This is a genomic window from Streptomyces sp. cf386 (genome assembly GCF_900103585.1).
Lineage (GTDB): Bacteria > Actinomycetota > Actinomycetes > Streptomycetales > Streptomycetaceae > Streptomyces.
Genome location: NZ_FNHV01000004.1, coordinates 377,786 through 395,908 on the forward strand (window position 1 = coordinate 377,786; position 18,123 = coordinate 395,908).

The following is an 18,123-nucleotide window of genomic DNA, read 5'->3' on the forward strand; positions in this document are numbered from 1 at the left end:
CCCGTCCCCTGGATCACTCGCCCCATTGACAAGAACCCACTCAAGTTTTGTGCTGGAGTTCAAAGGGGTGCCCTGGCGGAAGGGGACAACGATGGCACGCGCGGTCGGGATCGATCTCGGGACCACGAACTCGGTGGTCGCCGTCCTGGAAGGCGGCGAACCCACTGTCGTCGCCAACGCGGAGGGGGCCAGGACCACACCGTCGGTCGTCGCCTTCGCCAAGAACGGCGAGGTGCTCGTGGGGGAGGTGGCCAAACGGCAGGCGGTGACGAACGTCGAGCGCACCGCCCGCTCCGTGAAGCGGCACATGGGCGACGGAAGCTGGCGCTTCCCCGATCAGGGGGACATCGACGGCACGCGCTACCGGGCGCAGGAGCTGTCCGCCCGGGTGCTGCAGAAGCTGAAGCGGGACGCCGAGTCGTATCTCGGTGAGGACGTCACCGACGCGGTGATCACCGTTCCCGCCTACTTCGACGACGCCCAGCGGCAGGCCACCAAGGAGGCCGGGGACATCGCGGGCCTGAAGGTCCTCAGGATCATCAACGAGCCCACGGCCGCCGCCCTCGCCTACGGTCTCGACCGGGGCGAGGAGCAGACGGTGCTCGTCTTCGACCTCGGCGGCGGCACCTTCGACGTCTCCCTGCTGGAGATCGGGGACGGCGTCATCGAGGTCAAGGCCACCAACGGCGACACACACCTCGGCGGCGACGACTGGGACCAGCGGGTCGTCGAGTACCTCGTCAAGAAGTTCAAGGGGCAGAACGGCATCGACCTCGGCAACGACAAGATGGCGCTGCAGCGGCTGCGCGAGGGCGCCGAGAAGGCCAAGATCGAGCTGTCCAGCTCCTCCGAGACGACGATCAACCTGCCCTACATCACGGCCTCCGCCGAGGGCCCCCTCCACCTCGACGAGAAGCTCACCCGCGCCCAGTTCCAGGAGCTCACCGCCGACCTCCTCGACCGCTGCAAGACCCCCTTCCACCAGGCGGTCAAGGACGCCGGCATCAAGCTCTCCGCGGTCGACCACGTCATCCTCGTCGGCGGCTCCACCCGGATGCCCGCCGTCACCGACCTCGTGAAGGAACTCACCGGCAAGGACCCGCACAAGGGCGTCAACCCCGACGAGGTCGTGGCCGTCGGCGCGACCCTCCAGGCCGGTGTCATCCGCGGCGACGTCAAGGACGTCCTGCTGCTCGACGTCACCCCGCTGTCCCTCGGCATCGAGACCAAGGGCGGCATCATGACGAAGCTCATCGAACGCAACACGACCATCCCCACCCGGCGTTCGGAGATCTTCACCACGGCCACCGACAACCAGCCCTCCGTCGGCATCCAGGTCTACCAGGGCGAACGCGAGATCGCCGCGTACAACAAGAAGCTCGGCGTCTTCGACCTCACCGGTCTGCCGCCGGCGCCGCGCGGGGTCCCGCAGATCGAGGTCGCGTTCGACATCGACGCCAACGGGATCATGCACGTCTCCGCCAAGGACCTGGCCACCGGTCGCGAACAGAAGATGACGGTCACCGGCGGCTCGGCCCTCCCCAAGGGCGACATCGACCGCATGATGCGGGACGCCGAGCAGTACGCCGAGGAGGACCGCAAACGCCGTGAGGCGGCGGAGACCCGTAACCAGGCCGAGCAACTCGTCTATCAGACCGAGAAGTTCATCCGTGACAACGAGGACAAGGTCCCGGCGGACACCAGGTCGGAGGTCGAGTCGGCGATCACGGACCTCAAGCAGCAACTGGAGCAGAACGCCGAGACGAACGCCCTGCGCACGGGGATCGAGAAGCTCGCCACGGTCAGCCAGCAGATGGGCCAGGCCATGTACGCGTCCGCCTCGGCCGGTTCGGCGGCCGAGGGACAGAGCGCGAGCACGTCCGACGCGTCCGGCACCTCCGACGACGAGGGCGTGGTGGACGCGGAGATCGTCGACGACGACAAGGAGCAGAAGGGAGGGGCCGCCTAGGACCCCGTCCGCTCCCAGCCCCGCTTCTCCGGCCGCGGCCCCAACTGCTCGGGGTCGCGGCTCCGGTACACCACATACGGCCGGAACAGATACTGCACGGGCGCGCTGAACATATGCACCAGCCGCGTGTACGGCACCAGCGCGATCAGCACCATGCCGATCACCGCGTGCACCTCGTACAGCACCGGCACGCCCGCCATCCGGTCGATGTCCGGCTGGAGGGTGAACAGGCTGCGGGCCCAGGGAGCGATGGACTGGCGGTAGTCGTAGCCGTCGCCGGAGGAGTGGGCCAGCTTGGCGACCATGCCCATCACGATCGCCGCGAGCAGGACGATGTACATGACCTTGTCGTTGGCGGTCGTCGCGCGGAACACGGGGGCGTTGGTGCGCCGGCGGTAGATCAGCAGCACGATCCCGGCGACCGCGAGCAGGCCGGCCGCCGTGCCGCCGTAGAGGGAGAAGAGGTGGTAGGTGCGCTCGCTCACGCCGGCGGCCTCCGCCCACGACACGGGGACGAACAGCCCGACGAGGTGGCCGGCCAGCACGAACAGGATGCCGTAGTGGAAGGCGGGCGAGGCGATGTTCAGCAGCTTCGACTCGTAGACCTGGGAGGAGCGTGTGGTCCAGCCGAACTTGTCGTAGCGGTAGCGCCAGACGAGGCCGGCGACGAGCAGGGCGAAGGCGACGTACGGCAGGACGCCCCAGAGAAGTGTGGTCATGAGCGCACCCCCGAGTGTGCGGTCGGCAGTGTGGCGCATACGGCGTCCAGGACGGACGCGTACGGTGTCCCGAAGTCGGTGAGCCGGGAGCGGAGCTGCTCCAGGGCGTCCCGGTGTTCCAGCAGCAGCTCGGTGTTGCCGGTGCGGGCCGCGAACTCCAGTACCGCGGGCAGGAAGTCGGGCAGTTCCTCGCCGGTGAACTCCAGGCCGTGCGCGCGGTAGAGGTCCTTGAAGCGGAGCAGCGACATGCCGCGCCGCCGGGTGTCGCCGTCGCTCCACCAGCTCAGGTACAGGCTGTGGCGGTTCCTGAAGTCGAAGACCTCCACGTAGTGGGCGGCCAGGTCCCGTGGGGGTGTGACCGCCGCGTGGTCGGTGAACCCCCGTAGCTGCGGGGCGGCTTCGCGCAGGAGCGGCAGGCGGGCGCGGAAGTCGTCGTCCGGGTAGGTCAGGCAGAGCGCGGCCGCCTGGTAGAGCACCTCGAAGGAGGGCATCAGGCCTCCTCGGTGTCGGTCGTGGGAGCTGTCCCGGTGGTGTCGTCGGCGGTCTGCCGTCCGCGCAGGGCGTGGAAGTTCTCCACCGACACCAGCGGCAGCAGCTTGCGGCCCGAGTCCTGGCCGAAGGGTCCGTCCCCGCCCATCCCGGGCCCGCCGGCGTAGTCGAGGCTGCACCCCTGCGGGAGCGCCGACTCCTCCAGGCGCCGGGCATCCCCGACGGCGGCCGTCGGAATCACATACCGGTCCTCGTACTTGGCGATCGCCAGCAGCCGGTACATCTGCTCGATCTCGTAGGTCCCCATGCCCACGGCGGCCGGTACCGAGGGATCCGGCTCCTCACCTAGGTTGATCGCCCGCATATGGGCGCGCATCGCGGCGAGCTTCTCCAGCGAGGACCGCACCGGGCCGACGTCACCGGCGGTGAACAGCTCCGCCAGGTACTCCAGCGGGATGCGCAGGCTGTCGATCGCGCCGAACAGGTTCCCCGCGTCCTCGCCGTCGTGCCCGGTCTCCGACAGGGCGTCCACCACCGGGGAGAGCGGCGGGATGTACCAGACCATGGGCATCGTCCGGTACTCCGGATGCAGCGGGAGTGCCACCCGGTACTTGCTGATCAGCGCGTGCACGGGGGAGCGGCGGGCCGCCTCCAGCCAGTCGTACGGGATCCCCGCCTCCTCGCACGCCCGCCGCACCCCGGAGTCCTCGGGGTCGAGGAAGACATCCAACTGCGCCTCGTACAGGGCCCGTTCGTCCCGGACCGAGGCGGCGGCCGTCACCTTGTCGGCGTCGTAGAGCATCACCCCGAGATAGCGCAGCCGGCCCACGCACGTCTCCGAGCAGACCGTCGGCAGACCGACCTCGACGCGCGGGTAGCACATGGTGCACTTCTCGGCCTTGCCGGTGCTGTGGTTGAAGTAGACCTTCTTGTACGGGCATCCCGTCACGCACATCCGCCAGCCCCGGCACCGGTCCTGGTCGACGAGGACGATGCCGTCCTCCGCCCGCTTGTACATCGCCCCCGACGGGCACGACGCCACGCAGGACGGGTTGAGGCAGTGCTCGCAGATGCGCGGCAGATAGAACATGAAGCTCTGCTCGAACTCGAACCGCACCTTGTCCGAGGCCTGTTTGCGCGCCCGCTCGATCATCGGGTCGAAGTCGCCGTAGGCGGGGGCGCCCGCGAGGTTGTCGTCCCAGTTCGCCGACCACTCGATCTTCATCGGCTTGCCGTCGAGCTGCGAGACCGGCTGGGCCACCGGGTAGTCGTCGCCGAGCGGGGCGTCGGTGAGGTTCTTGTAGTCGTACGTCCAGGGCTCGTAGTAGTCCTTGATCTCCGGGAGTTCGGGGTTGGAGAAGATCCCGGCGAGCTTGCGGAACCGGCCGCCCGCCTTCAGCTTCAGCGCGCCGCGCCGGTTCAGCTCCCAGCCGCCGCGCCAGCGCTCCTGGTCCTCGTAGCGGCGTGGATAGCCCTGTCCGGGGCGGGTCTCGACGTTGTTGAACCAGACGTACTCCATGCCGCGCCGGTTGGTCCACGCCTGCTTGCAGGTGACCGAGCAGGTGTGGCAGCCGATGCACTTGTCGAGGTTCATCACCATCGCGATCTGGGCCATGGGGCGCATCAGTACTCGACCTCCTGGCTGCGGCGGCGGATCACCGTCACCTCGTCGCGCTGGTTGCCCGTCGGGCCCAGGTAGTTGAACGCCCAGGACAACTGGGCGTAGCCGCCGACGAGATGGGACGGCTTGAGGATGAGGCGGGTGAGTGAGTTGTGGATGCCGCCGCGCTTGCCGGTGGTCTCCGTCTTCGGGACGGCCACCGTGCGTTCCTGCGCGTGGTGCATGTAGACCGTGCCGGGCGGCATACGGTGCGAGACGACGGCCCGGGCGACGACCACGCCGTTGCGGTTGACCGCCTCGATCCAGTCGTTGTCGACGACGCCGATCGCGTCCGCGTCCTGCGGGGACATCCAGATGTTCTGGCCGCCTCGGGAGAGGGCCAGCATGAACAGGTTGTCCTGGTACTCGGAGTGGATGGACCACTTGCTGTGCGGGGTGAGGTAGCGGACCGTCACTTCCCGCTGCCCGTCCGGTCCGAGGCGGGGCTCGCCGAACAGCTTGTTCATGTCCAGCGGCGGCCGGTAGACGGGGAGTGCCTCACCGAGTTCGTGGATCCAGTCGTGGTCGAGGAAGAAGTGCTGGCGGCCGGTGAGGGTGTGCCAGGGCTTGAGGTGCTCGGTGTTGAGGGTGAAGGCCGTGTAGCGCCGGCCGCCCGACTCGCTGCCCGACCACTCCGGCGAGGTGATCACCGGCACCGGCGCTGCCTGCGTGTCCGCGTACGTGATCCGCCGGCCCTCGTGCTCGGCCGCCAGGTGGGCCATCTCCTGCCCGGTCCGGTCCTCCAGCGTGCGGAAACCCTGGGTGGCGAGGCGGCCGTTGGTCGTGCCGGACAGGGCGAGGATGGTGTTCGCCGCCTTCACGGCCGTATCGAGGCAGGGGCGGCCCTCGGGTGTCTCCCCGTTCAGGTGCCGGAGGTCCTCGACCTCCTCGTCCGGCTTCAGGGTGATGCCCTTGGCGGGCAGGCCGAGCTGCTCCACCAGCGGACCGAGCGCGGCGAACTTGGCGCCGATCGCCGTGTAGTCCCGCTTCACCACGGTCAGGTTCGGCATGGTCCGCCCGGGCACGGGAGCGCATTCCCCCCGCTTCCAGTCCAGGACGACCCCGCCCGGCTGGGCCGTCTCGCCCGGGGTGTCGTGCTGGAGCGGAGTCGCCACCAGGTCCTTGCGTACCCCGAGATGGTCGACGGCCAGCTCGCTGAGCCGCTCGGCCAGCGCCTTGAACGCGTCGAAGTCGGTGCGCGCCTGCCACGGCGGGTCCACGGCCGGGGTGAAGGAGTGCACGTAGGGATGCATGTCCGTGCTGGACAGGTCGTGCTTCTCGTACCAGGTCGCGGCGGGCAGGACGACGTCCGACAGCAGCGTGGACGAGGTCTGCCGGAAGTCCAGCGACAGCAGCAGGTCGAGCTTGCCCTCGGGCGCCTCCTCGTGCCAGGTCACCTCGCGCGGACGTACGTCCTCGGGAGCCTCCTCGGCCTGGAGCGACGAGTGCGTGCCCAGCAGGTGCCGGGTGAAGTACTCGGCGCCCTTCGCCGACGAGCCCAGCAGGTTGGCCCGCCACAGCGTCAGCACGCGCGGCCAGTTCTCCGGCGCGTCCGGGTCCTCACAGGCGAACTTCAGGGTGCCCGCGCGCAGTTCGGCAACCGTCCGTGCCACCGGATCGCCGAACACCTCGCCCAGCTCCAGCGGATTGCGGTCGAAGGTCGGATACGACGGCATCCACCCCGCACGCGCCGACAGCGCGAGACAGTCCGCCCCCGTCATCCCCCGGAACCGCCCCGCACCGAGCGGCGAGGCGAGCACGTCGGCCGTGAACCGGTCGTAGCGCCACTGGTCGGTGTTGAGGAACCAGTACGCCGTGCCGATCATCTGGCGCGGCGGGCGTGACCAGTCCGACGCCGCAGCGAGCGTCGCCCAGCCGGTCACCGGACGGCACTTCTCCTGGCCCACGTAGTGCGCCCAGCCGCCGCCGTTACGACCCTGGCAGCCGGTGAGCTGGAGCAGGGCGAGGAAGGAGCGGTAGATCGTCTCGGAGTGGAACCAGTGGTTGGTGCCGGCGCCCATCAGGATCATGCAGCGGCCCTTCGACCGCTCGGCCGTCCGCGCGAACTCCCTTGCAATCCGCGCGCACTTGGCCGCCGGGACGGACGTGTGCGCCTCCTGCCAGCCGGGCGTGCCGGGCGCGTCGGCGTCGTCGTACGACACCGGCCAGCGGCCCGGCAGCCCCCGCCGCGTCACCCCGTACTGCGCGAGCAGCAGATCGAAGACCGTCGTCACCAGCGGCCCTCCCGCACCACCGAGCTTCGTCGCCGGCACTCCACGCCGTACGACGGCCCCGCGCCCCTGCCCGTGTGCCCCGCCCTCGGTGTCGAAGCGGGGCAGCAGCACCTCGACACCTGCCGAGACCTCACTGCCGTACAGGCTCAACTGCGGGCGTATGTCGCCGAGTTCGAGGTTCCAGCGGCCCTTCCCCGACTCGGTCCAGCGGAAGCCGAGGGAGCCGTTCGGGGCGACCGCGCGGCCCGTCACCTCGTCCAGCACGACCGTCTTCCACTCGGCGCCCTCGCCCTGCTGCCCCAGGTCCGAGGCGCGCAGAAACTTCGCGGGGACGTAGGCGCCGCCCCGCTCCTCCAGCGTGACCAGGAAGGGCAGGTCGGTGAACTGTCGTACGTAGTCCGCGAAGAACGGTGTCTCCCGGTCGACGAAGAACTCCTTGAGGATGACGTGCCCCATCGCGAGGGCCAGCGCGCCGTCCGTGCCGGGGTGCGGGTGCAGCCACTCGTCGGCGAACTTGGCGTTGTCGGCGTAGTCGGGCGCGACCACCACGACCTTCTGGCCCCGGTAGCGGGCCTCCGCCATCCAGTGCGCGTCGGGCGTGCGGGTCACCGGGACGTTCGAGCCCCACATCATCAGATACGCCGCGTCCCACCAGTCGCCCGACTCCGGTACGTCCGTCTGGTCGCCGAAGACCTGCGGGGAGGCCACGGGCAGATCGGCGTACCAGTCGTAGAAGGAGAGCATCGGGGCGCCGATGAGGGAGTGGAAGCGGGCGCCCGCCGCGTGCGACACCATCGACATCGCGGGGATGGGGGAGAAACCGGCGATGCGGTCGGGGCCGTACGTCTTGATGGTGTGGACGTGCGCCGCCGCGACCAGCTCGACCGCCTCGTCCCAACTCGCCCGTACCAGGCCGCCCTTGCCGCGGGCCCGTTGGTAGCGGCGGCGGCGCTCGGGGTCGTTCTGGATGTCCGCCCAGGCCAGGACCGGGTCCCCCAGGTGTTCCTTCGCCTCCCGGTACATCTCCAGGAGCACACCGCGCACGTACGGGTAGCGGACCCGGGTGGGGGAGTAGGTGTACCAGGAGAAGGCGGCGCCGCGCGGGCAGCCGCGGGGCTCGTACTCGGGCCGGTCGGGGCCGACGCTCGGATAGTCGGTCTGCTGGGTCTCCCAGGTGATGATGCCGTCCTTGACGTACACCTTCCAGCGGCAGGAGCCCGTGCAGTTCACGCCGTGCGTGGAGTTCACGACCTTGTCGTGGCTCCAACGGTCCCGGTAGAAGGCGTCCGCCTCGCGCCCGCCGGTCAGCTGGATGCTGTGCAGATCGGGCGCGGCCGTGCCCGGCCGGAAGAACCTCCCGGCCTTCAGCAGGGCCGCGCCCGGTTCCTCGGGCGCGGCGGGCGGTATCTGCGTGTCGGTCACCGGCGCTCCCTTGCTTGCCCTGGTCCCGAACCTAGGGCGGAGCGCGGGAACGCACCTGTTCACGGCACCCGTACGGGTAACCGCCGCACGGCACCCGGGTGGGTCAGGGCTTGCGGGCGACCCCCGCGTACACCGGCACGATGCCCTCGGCCTGGGTGGCCACGTCCACCTGCTCCGGACGCCAGCCGTAGACGGGGATGACGCCGGGCCCGAGCAGTTCCAGGCCGTCGAAGAAGCGGGAGAACTCGGCCAGGGACCGGGGGAAGAAGGGGGTGCCGCTGCGCCGGAAGTGGTTCGCCGCCTGCTCGATGGCCTCCGGGCTGAGGTCCGGGGTGACCTGGGAGAGGATCAGGTGGCTGCCGGGGGCGAGCACGGCGACGTACTTCTTCAGCAGGCCGTACACGTCGTCACCGTCGGGGTCGTCGCCCAGGTAGTGGGTCAGTGCGACCAACGACAACGCGACCGGCCGGTCGAAGTCCAGGGAGTCACCGGCCCGGCTCAGCAGGCTGTCGACGTCCCGGACGTCGGCGTGCACATAGGCGGTGCTGCCCTCCGCGGTGCCGTGCAGCAGGGCCTGCGCGTGCCGCAGCACGATCGGGTCGTTGTCCGCGTACACGACCTTGGCCTCCGGGGCGACGCCCTGCGCGACCTGGTGCAGGTTCGGCTCGGTGGGGATGCCCGTGCCGATGTCCAGGAACTGGCGTATCCCGGCCTCGGCGGCGGTGCGTACGGCCCGGTGCATGAAGCGGCGGTTGGCGCGCGCCCCGCGCAGGACCGTGCCGTCCACGGCGAGGATCCTCCGGGCCAGCTCCTCGTCCACCGGGTAGTTGTCCTTGCCTCCCAGCCACCAGTCGTACACCCGGGCCGGATGCGGCCGGCTGGTGTCGATACGGGCGGGCACGGCGTCGGATGCGGTCATGCGGTGTGTTCCCCTCGGTCCTCGTCTGCGGTCTTCGTCTGCGGTCCTCGTCCGCGGTCGTGGACAGGTCGTCGGCCGGGGCCGGAAAGGTTGCCGTGCACCGGTCAGACGTCCACGCGGCACTCCCGCAGGATCTTCTTCGTGCGCTCGGCCGACGCCGCTGCCGTCGACATGTGGTCCAGGACCTCCAGGTGCGCGGCGACCTCACTGCGGGAGTCCAGATACAGGGCGCCGGTGAGGTACTCCGTGTAGACCATGTCGGGCAGCTCCGGCTCGGCGAAGCGGAACAGGGAGAAGGGCGCGTACGTCCCCGGGTGCGGGCCGGCGGCGAACTCGGCGATCTGCAGCGTGACGCGGTCGCGCTCGGCGAACTCCAGGAGCTTGTCCAGCTGGTCGCGCATCACCTCGCCGTCGGCGCTCACCGGGCGCCGCAGCACCGTCTCGTCGATGATCACCCACAGGTGGGGCGGGTCGGGGCGCTCCAGCAGCCGCTGCCGCTCCATGCGCAGCGACACATGCCGCTCTATGGTCTCCGGCCCCGCCTGCCCGATCGTCCCGGCCTCCATCACCGCACGCGCGTAGCCCTCGGTCTGCAGCAGGCCGGGCACGAAGTGCGGCTCGTAGGAGCGGATGATGCGGGCGGCGCCCTCCAGGCTCACGTACAGGCTGAACCAGTCCGGCAGCACGTCGTGGAACCGCTGCCACCAGCCCGGTTGGTTGGCCTCCTCGGCCAGATCGACGAAGGCCGCCGTCTCGTCCTCCGGTACGCCGTACGTCTCCAGCAGCACCTGTACGTACGGGATCTTCAGCGCGACCTCGGCCGTCTCCATCCGCCGTACGGTCGCCGCGGCCACGCGCAGCACGCGGGCGGCCTCGTCGCGTCCCAGCCCGGCTGCTTCCCGCAGCTCCTGGAGGCGCTTTCCGAGCACCACCTGGCCCACGGTGGGAGCGGGTCGCCGCTCACTCACGCCACGCCTCCCCTACGCGCCGAAAGTACGTCGTGCAGTGTGCCATGTTCCGGGTCCGCATGGGGTGGTCGGTGTGGTGTGCGGGCTGCGGGCGTGTGGGGGTTGATCGCGCAGTTCCCCGCGCCCCTTGGGGCGTTGCCCGCAGCCCGGTTGATTCGCGAGGTCCGCATTACCTTGCGGGTAATCGACCCCGTCGCCGCCCCGCGGGATCGTGGAGGCACCGGGTTCCGGGGCGGCGCACTCCGTCCCGGGATTCGGGTCCGCCGCCTCAACTCGACCTCGACGGAGGGTGATTCACCATGTCCGCCACCTCGCTCGCCGCGCTCGCCCGGACCTCCGACCCGCAGACCGTGCTACGCCGCTTTCTGGCCCTGGACGCGATGGTGACCGGGGCGAACGGGCTTGCCTACCTTGCCGTCTCCGGCCCGCTCGGCCGCTTCCTCGGTGTCGACTCGGGGCTGCTGCTCGCGCTCGGCGGGTTCCTCGCGGTGTACGCGACCGCCGTCGGGCTGCTCGCCTCCCGTGCCCGCCCCGCCGCGCTGCCGGTGCGGGCCGTGATCGAGGCCAACCTCGCCTGGACCGTGCTGAGTCTGGTCGCCCTCGCGGTGTGGCTGTCGCCGACCACGGCGGGCGCGGTGTGGACCGTGCTCCAGGCGCTCACCGTCGCCGGGTTCGCCGGGTTGCAGTACGCGGCGCTGAAGGCGCGTCAGGGCATCAGCGAGTGAAGGTACTTGACCGTCGCCGGGTCGGCTGGGAGGAGTGTTTCGATGGCCAGCTCGGCGACGGTCACGTCCATGGGGGTGTTGAAGGTGGAGATGGAGGAGATGAAGGACAGGACGCGGCCCTCGTGCTCGATCTGCATCGGCAGCGCGAAGTACGGGACGGGCTCGGCCGGTTCGGCGCCCGGCGTCTCCTCCGGCACCGGGTACGCCGCCACCTCCTCGTACAGCCGGCGCAACGGCTCGGAGCGGCGCAGGGCGATCTGGCGGTCCATCTGGGCGAGCAGATGCCCGCGCCACTCGCGCAGGTTGCGGATGCGCGGCGCGAGGCCCTCCGGGTGCAGGGTCAGGCGCATCGCGTTCAGCGGGGGCGTGCGGAGGTGCTCGGGGATGCCGTCGAGCAGCGTCAGGATGCCCCGGTTGGCGGCGTGCACGTTGTACATCGCGTCGACCACGAGGGCCGGGTAGGGCTCGTAGCCCTGGATGAGCCGCTCCATGCCCGCGCGGAGCGCGTCCAGCGCCGGGTCGTCCAGCGGGGTCTCCGGGTAGTGCGGGGCGTAGCCGGCGGCCAGCAGCAGTGCGTTGCGCTCCCGCACCGGCACGTCCAGGTGCTCGGCCAGCCGCAGCACCATCTCCTCGCTCGGCCGGGAACGGCCCGTCTCGATGAAGCTGATGTGCCGGGCCGAGGAGTCGGCCCGCAACGCCAACTCCAGCTGGCTGACCCGCCGTTGCTCGCGCCAGGCCCGCAGCAGAGGGCCGATGCCCGGGCCGGAGGGGGCGGCGGGCTCTGCGCTGCCGGGCGGGACAATGGTCATGAGTACGACCGTAGTCGAGGAGCGCGTGGAATGAACGAGCCGTGGATGTCGTCCCTGGCGGGCGAGGCCGTGTACCGCGCCCGGGTGCGTGGCTGTCTGCTCGGCGGGGCCATCGGTGACGCCCTCGGCTACCCGATCGAGTCCAGCACGCTGGACCGGATCCGTGCCGCCAACGGAGAGCGCGGGGTGACCGGGTTCCTCTTCGCCGGGGACAGTGACGTCGCCCGGATCAGCGACGACACCCAGATGACCCTCTTCACCGCCGAGGCGCTCATCCGGGCCCATCAGCGGGAGCGGCTCAAGGGCATCGGCGGTGCCTGGGCCCTCCTGGTGCGCTGGGCCTACGAGCGCTGGCTGGAGACCCAGCGCCACCCCGGCCCGGAGCATGCCGCACCCCCGCAGAGCGGCGCCCCGACAGCGGTCTGATCACGCAGGCCTGGCTGTACGCCAGCCGCGCCCCCGGCAACGCCTGCGTCTCCGGGATCACCCTGGGGGTACCCCCTCTGGGGGAGTACGCCCCCGACCCGTCGCTCGTCCTCGACGGCAAGCCCGGCGAGGTCAACCCCGACTCCAAGGGCTGCGGTGCGGTGATGCGCTCGGCGCCCTTCGGCCTGGTGAACACCGCCGACGGGGCCTTCGCGATGGCCGCCCGCGCCGCCCAGATCACCCACGGTCACCCCACCGGCTACTACGCGGCGGGCGCGCTGGCCGCGATCGTGGTGCACCTCGTCGCGGGCGACTCCCTGGAGGGCGCGGTCCTGCGCACGCTACGGCTGCTGCGGCGCCACCCGGGTCACGAGGAGACCTCGGCCGCGCTCACCGAGGCCGTCGACCTGGCCGAGCAGGGGGCGCCGACCGCGGAGAAGGTGGAGTCCCTGGGGGAGGGCTGGATCGCCGAGCAGGCCCTCGCCATCGGCGTGTACTGCGCGCTCGTCGCGCCCTCCGTGCGGGACGCTCCCCCAGTGCCTGAACGGCCTGGGGGGCACCCCCAGCTGCTGTCCGTCAACCACTCGGGCGACAGCGACTCCACCGGCTCCGTCTGCGGCAACCTGCTGGGCGTCCGGTACGGCGACCTCGGCCTCCCGCACGCGTGGCTGGAGCGGGTCGAGGGCCGGGCGCAGATCGCCGCGCTCGCCGACGATCTGGCGGCCGAAGGCGTGCGGCGCTGATCATCGGGGAACCCGTCTGACCAGGGCCGCCGCGCCCAGGCTGTGGCAGGCTGAAGACGAACCTCCCGTAGCCCTCCCGTGCAGGAAGGAGCGAGGCCATGCCCCTCGAACCGCTGTCGCAGAAGGAGATCGAGGACCGGCTCGCGGAGTTGCCGGGCTGGTCGCAGGAGGGCGACCGCATCGCCCGCTCCTACCGGCTCCCCTCGCACTTCGCGGCCACGGCGATGGTCGTGCACATCGCCCAGGTGCAGGAGGAGCTCGACCACCACACCGACCTCACCCTCGGCTACAACACGGTGTCCCTCACCGTGAACACCCACACCGTGGGCGCCGTGACGAAGCGGGACTTCCTGCTCGCCCGGAAAATCGAGGAGCTCGCCCCTGGTCACGGGGCACACTGACGCGCGTGCTGGACTACGACAAGGAAGCGGAGCGGTACGACGCCTCGCGCGGCGGCGAGCCCAGGGCGGCGGCCGCGGCGGAGGCCGTGCTGGGACTTCTGCCGGACGCGACCCGGCGCCTGCTCGACGTCGCCTGCGGCACCGGCATCGTGACGCGGCGGCTCGCGGCCGGACGGGACGGCCTGCGTGTGACCGGCGTCGACCTCGCGCCCGGCATGGCACGGCAGGCCGCCGCCCGCATGCCCGGCGCCGTCGTGCTCGCCGACAGCCGCCGGCTGCCGTTCCCGGTCGGCCGGTTCGACGCCGTCAGCAGTGTGTGGCTGCTGCACCTGGCCCGCACGGACGACGACGTGCGCACCACCGTCGGTGAGTGTGCGCGCATGCTGCGGCCCGGCGGGGTCTACGTCACCACGGTCGACAAGGCCGCCGCCCACAACGTGGGCAGTGACATCGACGCCGTGATGGCGTCCCGCCCGCGCCGCCCGGCCCGGGACGAGGCGGCGCTCGTCGCGTCGTACGCCCTCGACCACGGCCTGCTCCCGGCCGGGCAGGCAGGCTTCACGGGCCGCGGTCAGGGCCGCAGTCCCCGCCGCACGATCGCCGACCTGCGCCGGGGCTGGTTCGTCACCCTGCCGCCCGGTGACGCGCGCGCCGACGACTTCGCCGCCCGGCTGGCGCGACTCCCGGACCAGGACCGGCCCCGGCCGGACCCGGTGTTCACGCTCCGGGCGTTCCGGAAGCCCGGGTGAACTCCATGACCCAGTTGGACACCCAGGTGTCCCCGCCGTCCACGGAGAACGCCTGCTCCCAGCGGGCCGTGGTGGCCGAGATGCCCGACCAGACGAACCGCACCCGCACGTCCTTGCTGTCGTGGGTGTCGTCGCCGTAGAACGCGCCGCGTTCGCCCTCGAAGCGCCCGAACACCGGCGGGAACAGCTTGCCGGTGCGGCTGGAGGACCAGTTCAGCGACCACTGCTCGGTCTCCCGGTCGAACAGGCGCAGCGTCAGTCCCTTCGAGCCGAGGTGCGGCATGTCGATCTCGTCGACGTTGGCGGCGCCGTCGAACAGCGGCCAACAGCGGCTGGTCGCCGGGAACTCCTCCCAGTCGCTGTCCGGGTCGAGGAAGTCGGTGCGGCGGCGGTTGACGACGTCCCAGTCGCCGTGGAAGAAGTCGAAGTCGTGCGGGTTGCTCATGTGCGGTCTCCAGTGGTGCCCTCGGGCAGGGAGTCGGCCAAGTAGGCCTTCAGGTCCGGGACTTCGGGCGCGAGCAGGTGCCGCACCCAGGCGTCCCGTTCGTGCAGGATCGGCGGGAGTTCCCAGACGCAGCCGATCCACGGCAGGTCGGGCGCGATGAAGTGGCTGGGGTCGTTGTCCGGGCAGCCGAGCACCGGCTGGCCCGCCGCCGCGCCCTTGAAGTGCAGGACGTTGTCCCACACCCAGCTGTACACGTTGAGGTAGGCGCCGTCGTCGCCGCCCCGGTGCAGGACCACGAACGTCGCCGGGGGCGTGCCGTCCGGCTCCGGCAGCAGTTCCGGCAGGATCGCGTACGCCGCCTTCTCGACCTCGGGCGCGATGCCAGCCGGGTCGTCCGTGACGTGATAGCGCTTGATGTGTCGACCCGCTACCTCGATCGGTGGCGGCACGGTCAGCAGTTTCTCGGTGAAGCCCATGGCAGGACGCTAGGACCGCTTCACTGACACCATGTGTCAGTGAAGTCCAGCCGACTCGTCTCGATCCTGCTCCTCCTCCAGACCCGGGGCCGGATGACCGCCGCCCAGCTCGCCGAGGAGCTGGAGGTGTCCGTCCGCACCGTCTACCGGGACGTCGACGCGCTGAGCGCGGCCGGTGTGCCGCTGTACGGGGACGCCGGTCATGCCGGGGGCTATCGGCTGCTGGACGGCTATCGCACCCGCCTCACCGGGCTGACCGCCGACGAGGCCGAGGCGCTGTTCCTCGCCGGCATCCCCGGTCCGGCCGCCGAACTGGGCCTCGGCTCGGTGCTCGCCGCCGCCCAGCTCAAGGTCCGCGCCGCCCTTCCCGAGGAACTGCGCGTCCATGCCGATCGGATCAGCGGCCGTTTCCACCTGGACGCCCCCGGCTGGTACGCGGACGGCGAGGAGGCCCCGTACCTTCCGGCGGTCGCCGACGCGGTGTGGAACAGCCGCGTGCTGCACGTCGTCTACCGGCGCTGGCGCGAGCCCACGGACGTGGAGCGTCGCCTGGAGCCGTACGGTCTGGTCCTCAAGGCGGGCCGCTGGTACGTCGTCGCCGGCCCCGGACCGCGCACCTTCCGCGTCGACCAGATCCTCGAACTCACCCCGTCCGACGAGGAGTTCGAACGCCCCGGTGACTTCGACCTGACCGTGTACTGGAAGGCGTACCAGCGGGACTTCCACGACCGCCTGTACAGCGCGGAGGCGGTGGTACGGCTGGCACCGGGAGTCGCGCTCTCCGGGCCGCTCGCCCGTGCCGTAACCGCGAACGGCCGTGCCGACGCCGACGGCTGGATCCGGGCCACCGTCCCCATCGAGTCGGTCGACCACGCGCACGGCGAGTTCCTGCGGCTGGGCACGGACGTCGAGGTGCTCCAGCCGCAGGAGCTGCGCGAGCGGATCGCCCGTACCGCGACCGAACTGGCCGAAAGATACGGCAACTTCGCGGTGCGCGGCGACCACTGAGGATTCGGAATCCGTCCGTCCTCCCAGGAGGTACGTCTCGTGCAGCACCCGCACAAGCACCGCAGACGAAGGGTCGTCCTCTCCGCGCTGGGCGCCACCGCCGCACTCGTCGCCGCCGGACTCACCACCCTGAACGGCGTCGGCAAGGCCGAGGCCGCCACCGCCCGCCAGGTCGAGAAGCTGGACCGGGGCGTGGTCAGCGTCCACACGTCGAGCGGCAACCTGGTCAGCTGGCGCTGGCTGGGCACCGACCCGAACGACGTCTCCTTCAACGTCTACCGGGCCGGCGCGTTGGTCAACTCGACCCCGATCACCGGTTCCACCAATTACTTCCACTCCGGCGCCCCCGAACAGGCCGACTACACCGTCCGCGCGATCGTCGGCGGCGTCGAGCAGGGCGACTCGGTCCACGCCGTCCAGTTCCGCCCGGGCTACAAGGACGTCCCCATCAGCCCGCCGGCCGGCGGCACGACCCCCGACGGAGTGGCGTACACCTACGAGGCCAACGACGCCTCCATCGGCGACCTCGACGGCGACGGCGCCCTCGACATCGTCCTCAAGTGGCAGCCCACCAACGCCAAGGACAACTCCCAGTCCGGCTACACCGGCAACACGTTCGTCGACGGCATCAAGCTCGACGGCACCCGGCTGTGGCGCGTCGACCTGGGCCGCAACATCCGCTCCGGCGCGCACTACACGCAGTTCCAGGTGTACGACTACGACGGCGACGGCAAGGCCGAGGTCGCCATGAAGACCGCCGACGGCACGGTCGACGGCACGGGCGCGGTGATCGGCAGTTCGTCGGCCGACCACCGGAACTCGTCCGGCTACATCCTGTCCGGCCCCGAGTACCTGACCATGTTCAACGGCCAGACCGGCAAGGCGATGCAGTCGGTGGACTACGTCCCGGCCAGGGGCTCGGTCGCGTCGTGGGGCGACTCCTACGGCAACCGGGTCGACCGATTCCTCGCCGGAACCGCCTACGTGGACGGCTCACGCCCCTCGCTCATCATGGCGCGTGGCTACTACACCCGTACGGTCATCGCGGCCTGGGACTGGCGAGGCGGCAGTTTCACCCGCCGCTGGACGTTCGACACCAACTCCTCCACCAACACCGGCAAAGGCTTCGACGGCCAGGGCTCGCACAGCCTGTCCGTCGGGGACGTCGACGGGGACGGCAAGGACGAGATCGTCTACGGCGCGATGGCCGTCGACGACAACGGCAACGGCCTGTGGACCACCAGGACCGGCCACGGTGACGCCCAGCACCTCGGCGACCTCGACCCCTCGCGCGCGGGCCTGGAGTACTTCAAGGTCTCGGAGTCCACGTCCCAGCCGGCCGAGCTGTACATCAACCCGGCCAACGGGACCGTGAACTGGTCCCTCGCCGCCTGCTGCGACAACGGCCGCGGAGTCGCCGGCGACATCTGGGCGGGCAACGACGGCGCCGAGGTGTGGTCCGCCTCCGACACGTCGATCCGCGACGAGGCCGGCGCCACCAAGGGCCGCGAGCCGTCCTCCGTCAACTTCCTGTCCTGGTGGGACGGCGACCCCGTCCGCGAACTTCTCGACGGCACCCGCATCGACAAGTACGGCACATCCTCCGACACCCGCCTGCTGACCGGCTCCGGCGTCTCCTCCAACAACGGCACCAAGGCCACGCCCGTCCTGTCCGGCGACATCCTCGGCGACTGGCGCGAGGAGGTCATCTGGCGCACCAGCGGCAACACGGCACTGCGGATCTACTCCACGCCGTACGAGACGAGCACGAAGATCACGACCCTGCTCCACGACACGATGTACCGCACGGGCCTCGCCTGGCAGAACACCGCGTACAACCAGCCTCCGCACCCGAGCTTCTTCATCGGCAACGGCATGGGCACGGCGCCCCGGCCGACCGTCTACACACCCTGAGCAGGGCAAGCGGTCCTCTCCGGTGATAACAACGGCGGCCGTCCAAG

17 protein-coding genes are annotated in these 18,123 nt (G+C 70.7%); 8 read left to right on the forward strand and 9 right to left on the reverse strand.

Annotation, left to right across the window (positions count from 1 at the left end):
- Positions 1-91: 91 nt before the first annotated feature.
- Positions 92-1,969 carry a molecular chaperone DnaK gene (gene dnaK / locus BLU79_RS12895; RefSeq protein WP_093905839.1) on the forward strand — a complete coding sequence of 626 codons (1,878 nt, stop codon included), beginning with the start codon at positions 92-94 and terminating at the stop codon, positions 1,967-1,969.
- On the opposite strand, the gene narI is transcribed toward dnaK, so the two are convergent.
- The 6 genes from narI to BLU79_RS12925 form a co-directional block, all read right to left on the reverse strand.
- A complete protein-coding gene (narI, locus tag BLU79_RS12900) occupies positions 1,966-2,688 on the reverse strand; it encodes a respiratory nitrate reductase subunit gamma (RefSeq protein WP_093906037.1) in 723 nt (240 codons plus the stop codon). The two genes, dnaK and narI, sit on opposite strands and share 4 nt — an antisense overlap.
- Positions 2,685-3,179: a nitrate reductase molybdenum cofactor assembly chaperone gene (gene narJ, locus BLU79_RS12905; RefSeq protein ID WP_093905840.1), complete on the reverse strand. Its 495-nt coding sequence runs from the start codon at positions 3,177-3,179 to the stop codon at positions 2,685-2,687. The genes narI and narJ overlap by 4 nt, the downstream gene beginning before the upstream one ends.
- Entirely contained in the window at positions 3,179-4,801 is a 1,623-nt protein-coding gene (narH, locus tag BLU79_RS12910) for a nitrate reductase subunit beta (RefSeq protein ID WP_093905841.1), read from the reverse strand. Before narH ends, narJ begins: the two co-directional genes overlap by 1 nt.
- Positions 4,801-8,493 carry a nitrate reductase subunit alpha gene (locus BLU79_RS12915; protein WP_093905842.1) on the reverse strand — a complete coding sequence of 1,231 codons (3,693 nt, stop codon included), beginning with the start codon at positions 8,491-8,493 and terminating at the stop codon, positions 4,801-4,803. Before BLU79_RS12915 ends, narH begins: the two co-directional genes overlap by 1 nt.
- A gap of 103 nt (positions 8,494-8,596) precedes the next feature.
- On the reverse strand, positions 8,597-9,412 hold the full coding sequence (locus BLU79_RS12920) for an SAM-dependent methyltransferase (RefSeq protein ID WP_093905843.1): 816 nt from the start codon (positions 9,410-9,412) through the stop codon (positions 8,597-8,599).
- 104 nt (positions 9,413-9,516) lie between these two features.
- The gene (locus BLU79_RS12925) at positions 9,517-10,380 is read right to left on the reverse strand and encodes a helix-turn-helix domain-containing protein (protein WP_093905844.1); all 864 of its coding nucleotides are present in this window, start codon (positions 10,378-10,380) and stop codon (positions 9,517-9,519) included.
- 299 nt (positions 10,381-10,679) lie between these two features.
- Here BLU79_RS12925 and BLU79_RS12930 point away from each other — a divergent pair, with 299 nt between their 5' ends.
- Positions 10,680-11,105 (forward strand): hypothetical protein, encoded by a 426-nt coding sequence (locus tag BLU79_RS12930; RefSeq protein ID WP_093905845.1) that lies wholly within the window; start codon positions 10,680-10,682, stop codon positions 11,103-11,105.
- Here BLU79_RS12930 and BLU79_RS12935 read toward each other — a convergent pair.
- Positions 11,087-11,914: a helix-turn-helix domain-containing protein gene (locus BLU79_RS12935; RefSeq protein ID WP_093905846.1), complete on the reverse strand. Its 828-nt coding sequence runs from the start codon at positions 11,912-11,914 to the stop codon at positions 11,087-11,089. The two genes, BLU79_RS12930 and BLU79_RS12935, sit on opposite strands and share 19 nt — an antisense overlap.
- A gap of 30 nt (positions 11,915-11,944) precedes the next feature.
- Between BLU79_RS12935 and BLU79_RS49935 the strand changes: the two genes are divergently transcribed.
- The 4 genes from BLU79_RS49935 to BLU79_RS12950 all read left to right on the forward strand — a co-directional run bounded on the left by BLU79_RS49935 (position 11,945) and on the right by BLU79_RS12950 (position 14,233).
- Complete coding sequence (locus BLU79_RS49935; RefSeq protein ID WP_371131849.1) at positions 11,945-12,340, forward strand: ADP-ribosylglycohydrolase family protein; 396 nt, start codon at positions 11,945-11,947, stop codon at positions 12,338-12,340.
- A gap of 62 nt (positions 12,341-12,402) precedes the next feature.
- The gene (locus BLU79_RS49940; RefSeq protein ID WP_371131860.1) at positions 12,403-13,083 is read left to right on the forward strand and encodes an ADP-ribosylglycohydrolase family protein; all 681 of its coding nucleotides are present in this window, start codon (positions 12,403-12,405) and stop codon (positions 13,081-13,083) included.
- 98 nt (positions 13,084-13,181) lie between these two features.
- Positions 13,182-13,484: a 4a-hydroxytetrahydrobiopterin dehydratase gene (locus tag BLU79_RS12945; protein WP_093905847.1), complete on the forward strand. Its 303-nt coding sequence runs from the start codon at positions 13,182-13,184 to the stop codon at positions 13,482-13,484.
- A 5-nt stretch (positions 13,485-13,489) separates the two neighbouring features.
- Positions 13,490-14,233 (forward strand): class I SAM-dependent methyltransferase, encoded by a 744-nt coding sequence (locus BLU79_RS12950; protein WP_093905848.1) that lies wholly within the window; start codon positions 13,490-13,492, stop codon positions 14,231-14,233.
- On the opposite strand, the gene BLU79_RS12955 is transcribed toward BLU79_RS12950, so the two are convergent.
- Together BLU79_RS12955 and BLU79_RS12960 are read right to left on the reverse strand one after the other, a co-directional pair.
- Complete coding sequence (locus tag BLU79_RS12955; RefSeq protein ID WP_093905849.1) at positions 14,202-14,678, reverse strand: hypothetical protein; 477 nt, start codon at positions 14,676-14,678, stop codon at positions 14,202-14,204. The two genes, BLU79_RS12950 and BLU79_RS12955, sit on opposite strands and share 32 nt — an antisense overlap.
- Positions 14,675-15,154: a hypothetical protein gene (locus BLU79_RS12960; RefSeq protein WP_093905850.1), complete on the reverse strand. Its 480-nt coding sequence runs from the start codon at positions 15,152-15,154 to the stop codon at positions 14,675-14,677. The genes BLU79_RS12955 and BLU79_RS12960 overlap by 4 nt, the downstream gene beginning before the upstream one ends.
- A 39-nt stretch (positions 15,155-15,193) precedes the next feature.
- On the opposite strand from BLU79_RS12960, the gene BLU79_RS12965 reads away from it, so the two are divergent.
- Positions 15,194-16,162 carry a helix-turn-helix transcriptional regulator gene (locus BLU79_RS12965; protein ID WP_093905851.1) on the forward strand — a complete coding sequence of 323 codons (969 nt, stop codon included), beginning with the start codon at positions 15,194-15,196 and terminating at the stop codon, positions 16,160-16,162.
- Positions 16,163-16,201: 39 nt separating this feature from the next.
- Positions 16,202-18,076, forward strand: a complete 1,875-nt coding sequence (locus BLU79_RS12970) for a rhamnogalacturonan lyase (RefSeq protein ID WP_093905852.1) — start codon at positions 16,202-16,204, stop codon at positions 18,074-18,076.
- Positions 18,077-18,123: the final 47 nt, after the last annotated feature.

What these genes read in the sequence shown, in the direction of transcription:
- narI (WP_093906037.1), bottom strand. Translation starts at nt 2,688, where the DNA reads ATGACCACACTTCTCTGGGGCGTCCTGCCGTACGTCGCCTTCGCCCTG.
- BLU79_RS12920 (WP_093905843.1), bottom strand. Translation starts at nt 9,412, where the DNA reads ATGACCGCATCCGACGCCGTGCCCGCCCGTATCGACACCAGCCGGCCG.
- narH (WP_093905841.1), bottom strand. Translation starts at nt 4,801, where the DNA reads ATGCGCCCCATGGCCCAGATCGCGATGGTGATGAACCTCGACAAGTGC.
- BLU79_RS12935 (WP_093905846.1), bottom strand. Translation starts at nt 11,914, where the DNA reads ATGACCATTGTCCCGCCCGGCAGCGCAGAGCCCGCCGCCCCCTCCGGC.
- BLU79_RS12955 (WP_093905849.1), bottom strand. Translation starts at nt 14,678, where the DNA reads ATGAGCAACCCGCACGACTTCGACTTCTTCCACGGCGACTGGGACGTC.
- narJ (WP_093905840.1), bottom strand. Translation starts at nt 3,179, where the DNA reads ATGCCCTCCTTCGAGGTGCTCTACCAGGCGGCCGCGCTCTGCCTGACC.
- BLU79_RS12960 (WP_093905850.1), bottom strand. Translation starts at nt 15,154, where the DNA reads ATGGGCTTCACCGAGAAACTGCTGACCGTGCCGCCACCGATCGAGGTA.
- dnaK (WP_093905839.1), top strand. Translation starts at nt 92, where the DNA reads ATGGCACGCGCGGTCGGGATCGATCTCGGGACCACGAACTCGGTGGTC.
- BLU79_RS12945 (WP_093905847.1), top strand. Translation starts at nt 13,182, where the DNA reads ATGCCCCTCGAACCGCTGTCGCAGAAGGAGATCGAGGACCGGCTCGCG.
- BLU79_RS49935 (WP_371131849.1), top strand. Translation starts at nt 11,945, where the DNA reads ATGAACGAGCCGTGGATGTCGTCCCTGGCGGGCGAGGCCGTGTACCGC.
- BLU79_RS12930 (WP_093905845.1), top strand. Translation starts at nt 10,680, where the DNA reads ATGTCCGCCACCTCGCTCGCCGCGCTCGCCCGGACCTCCGACCCGCAG.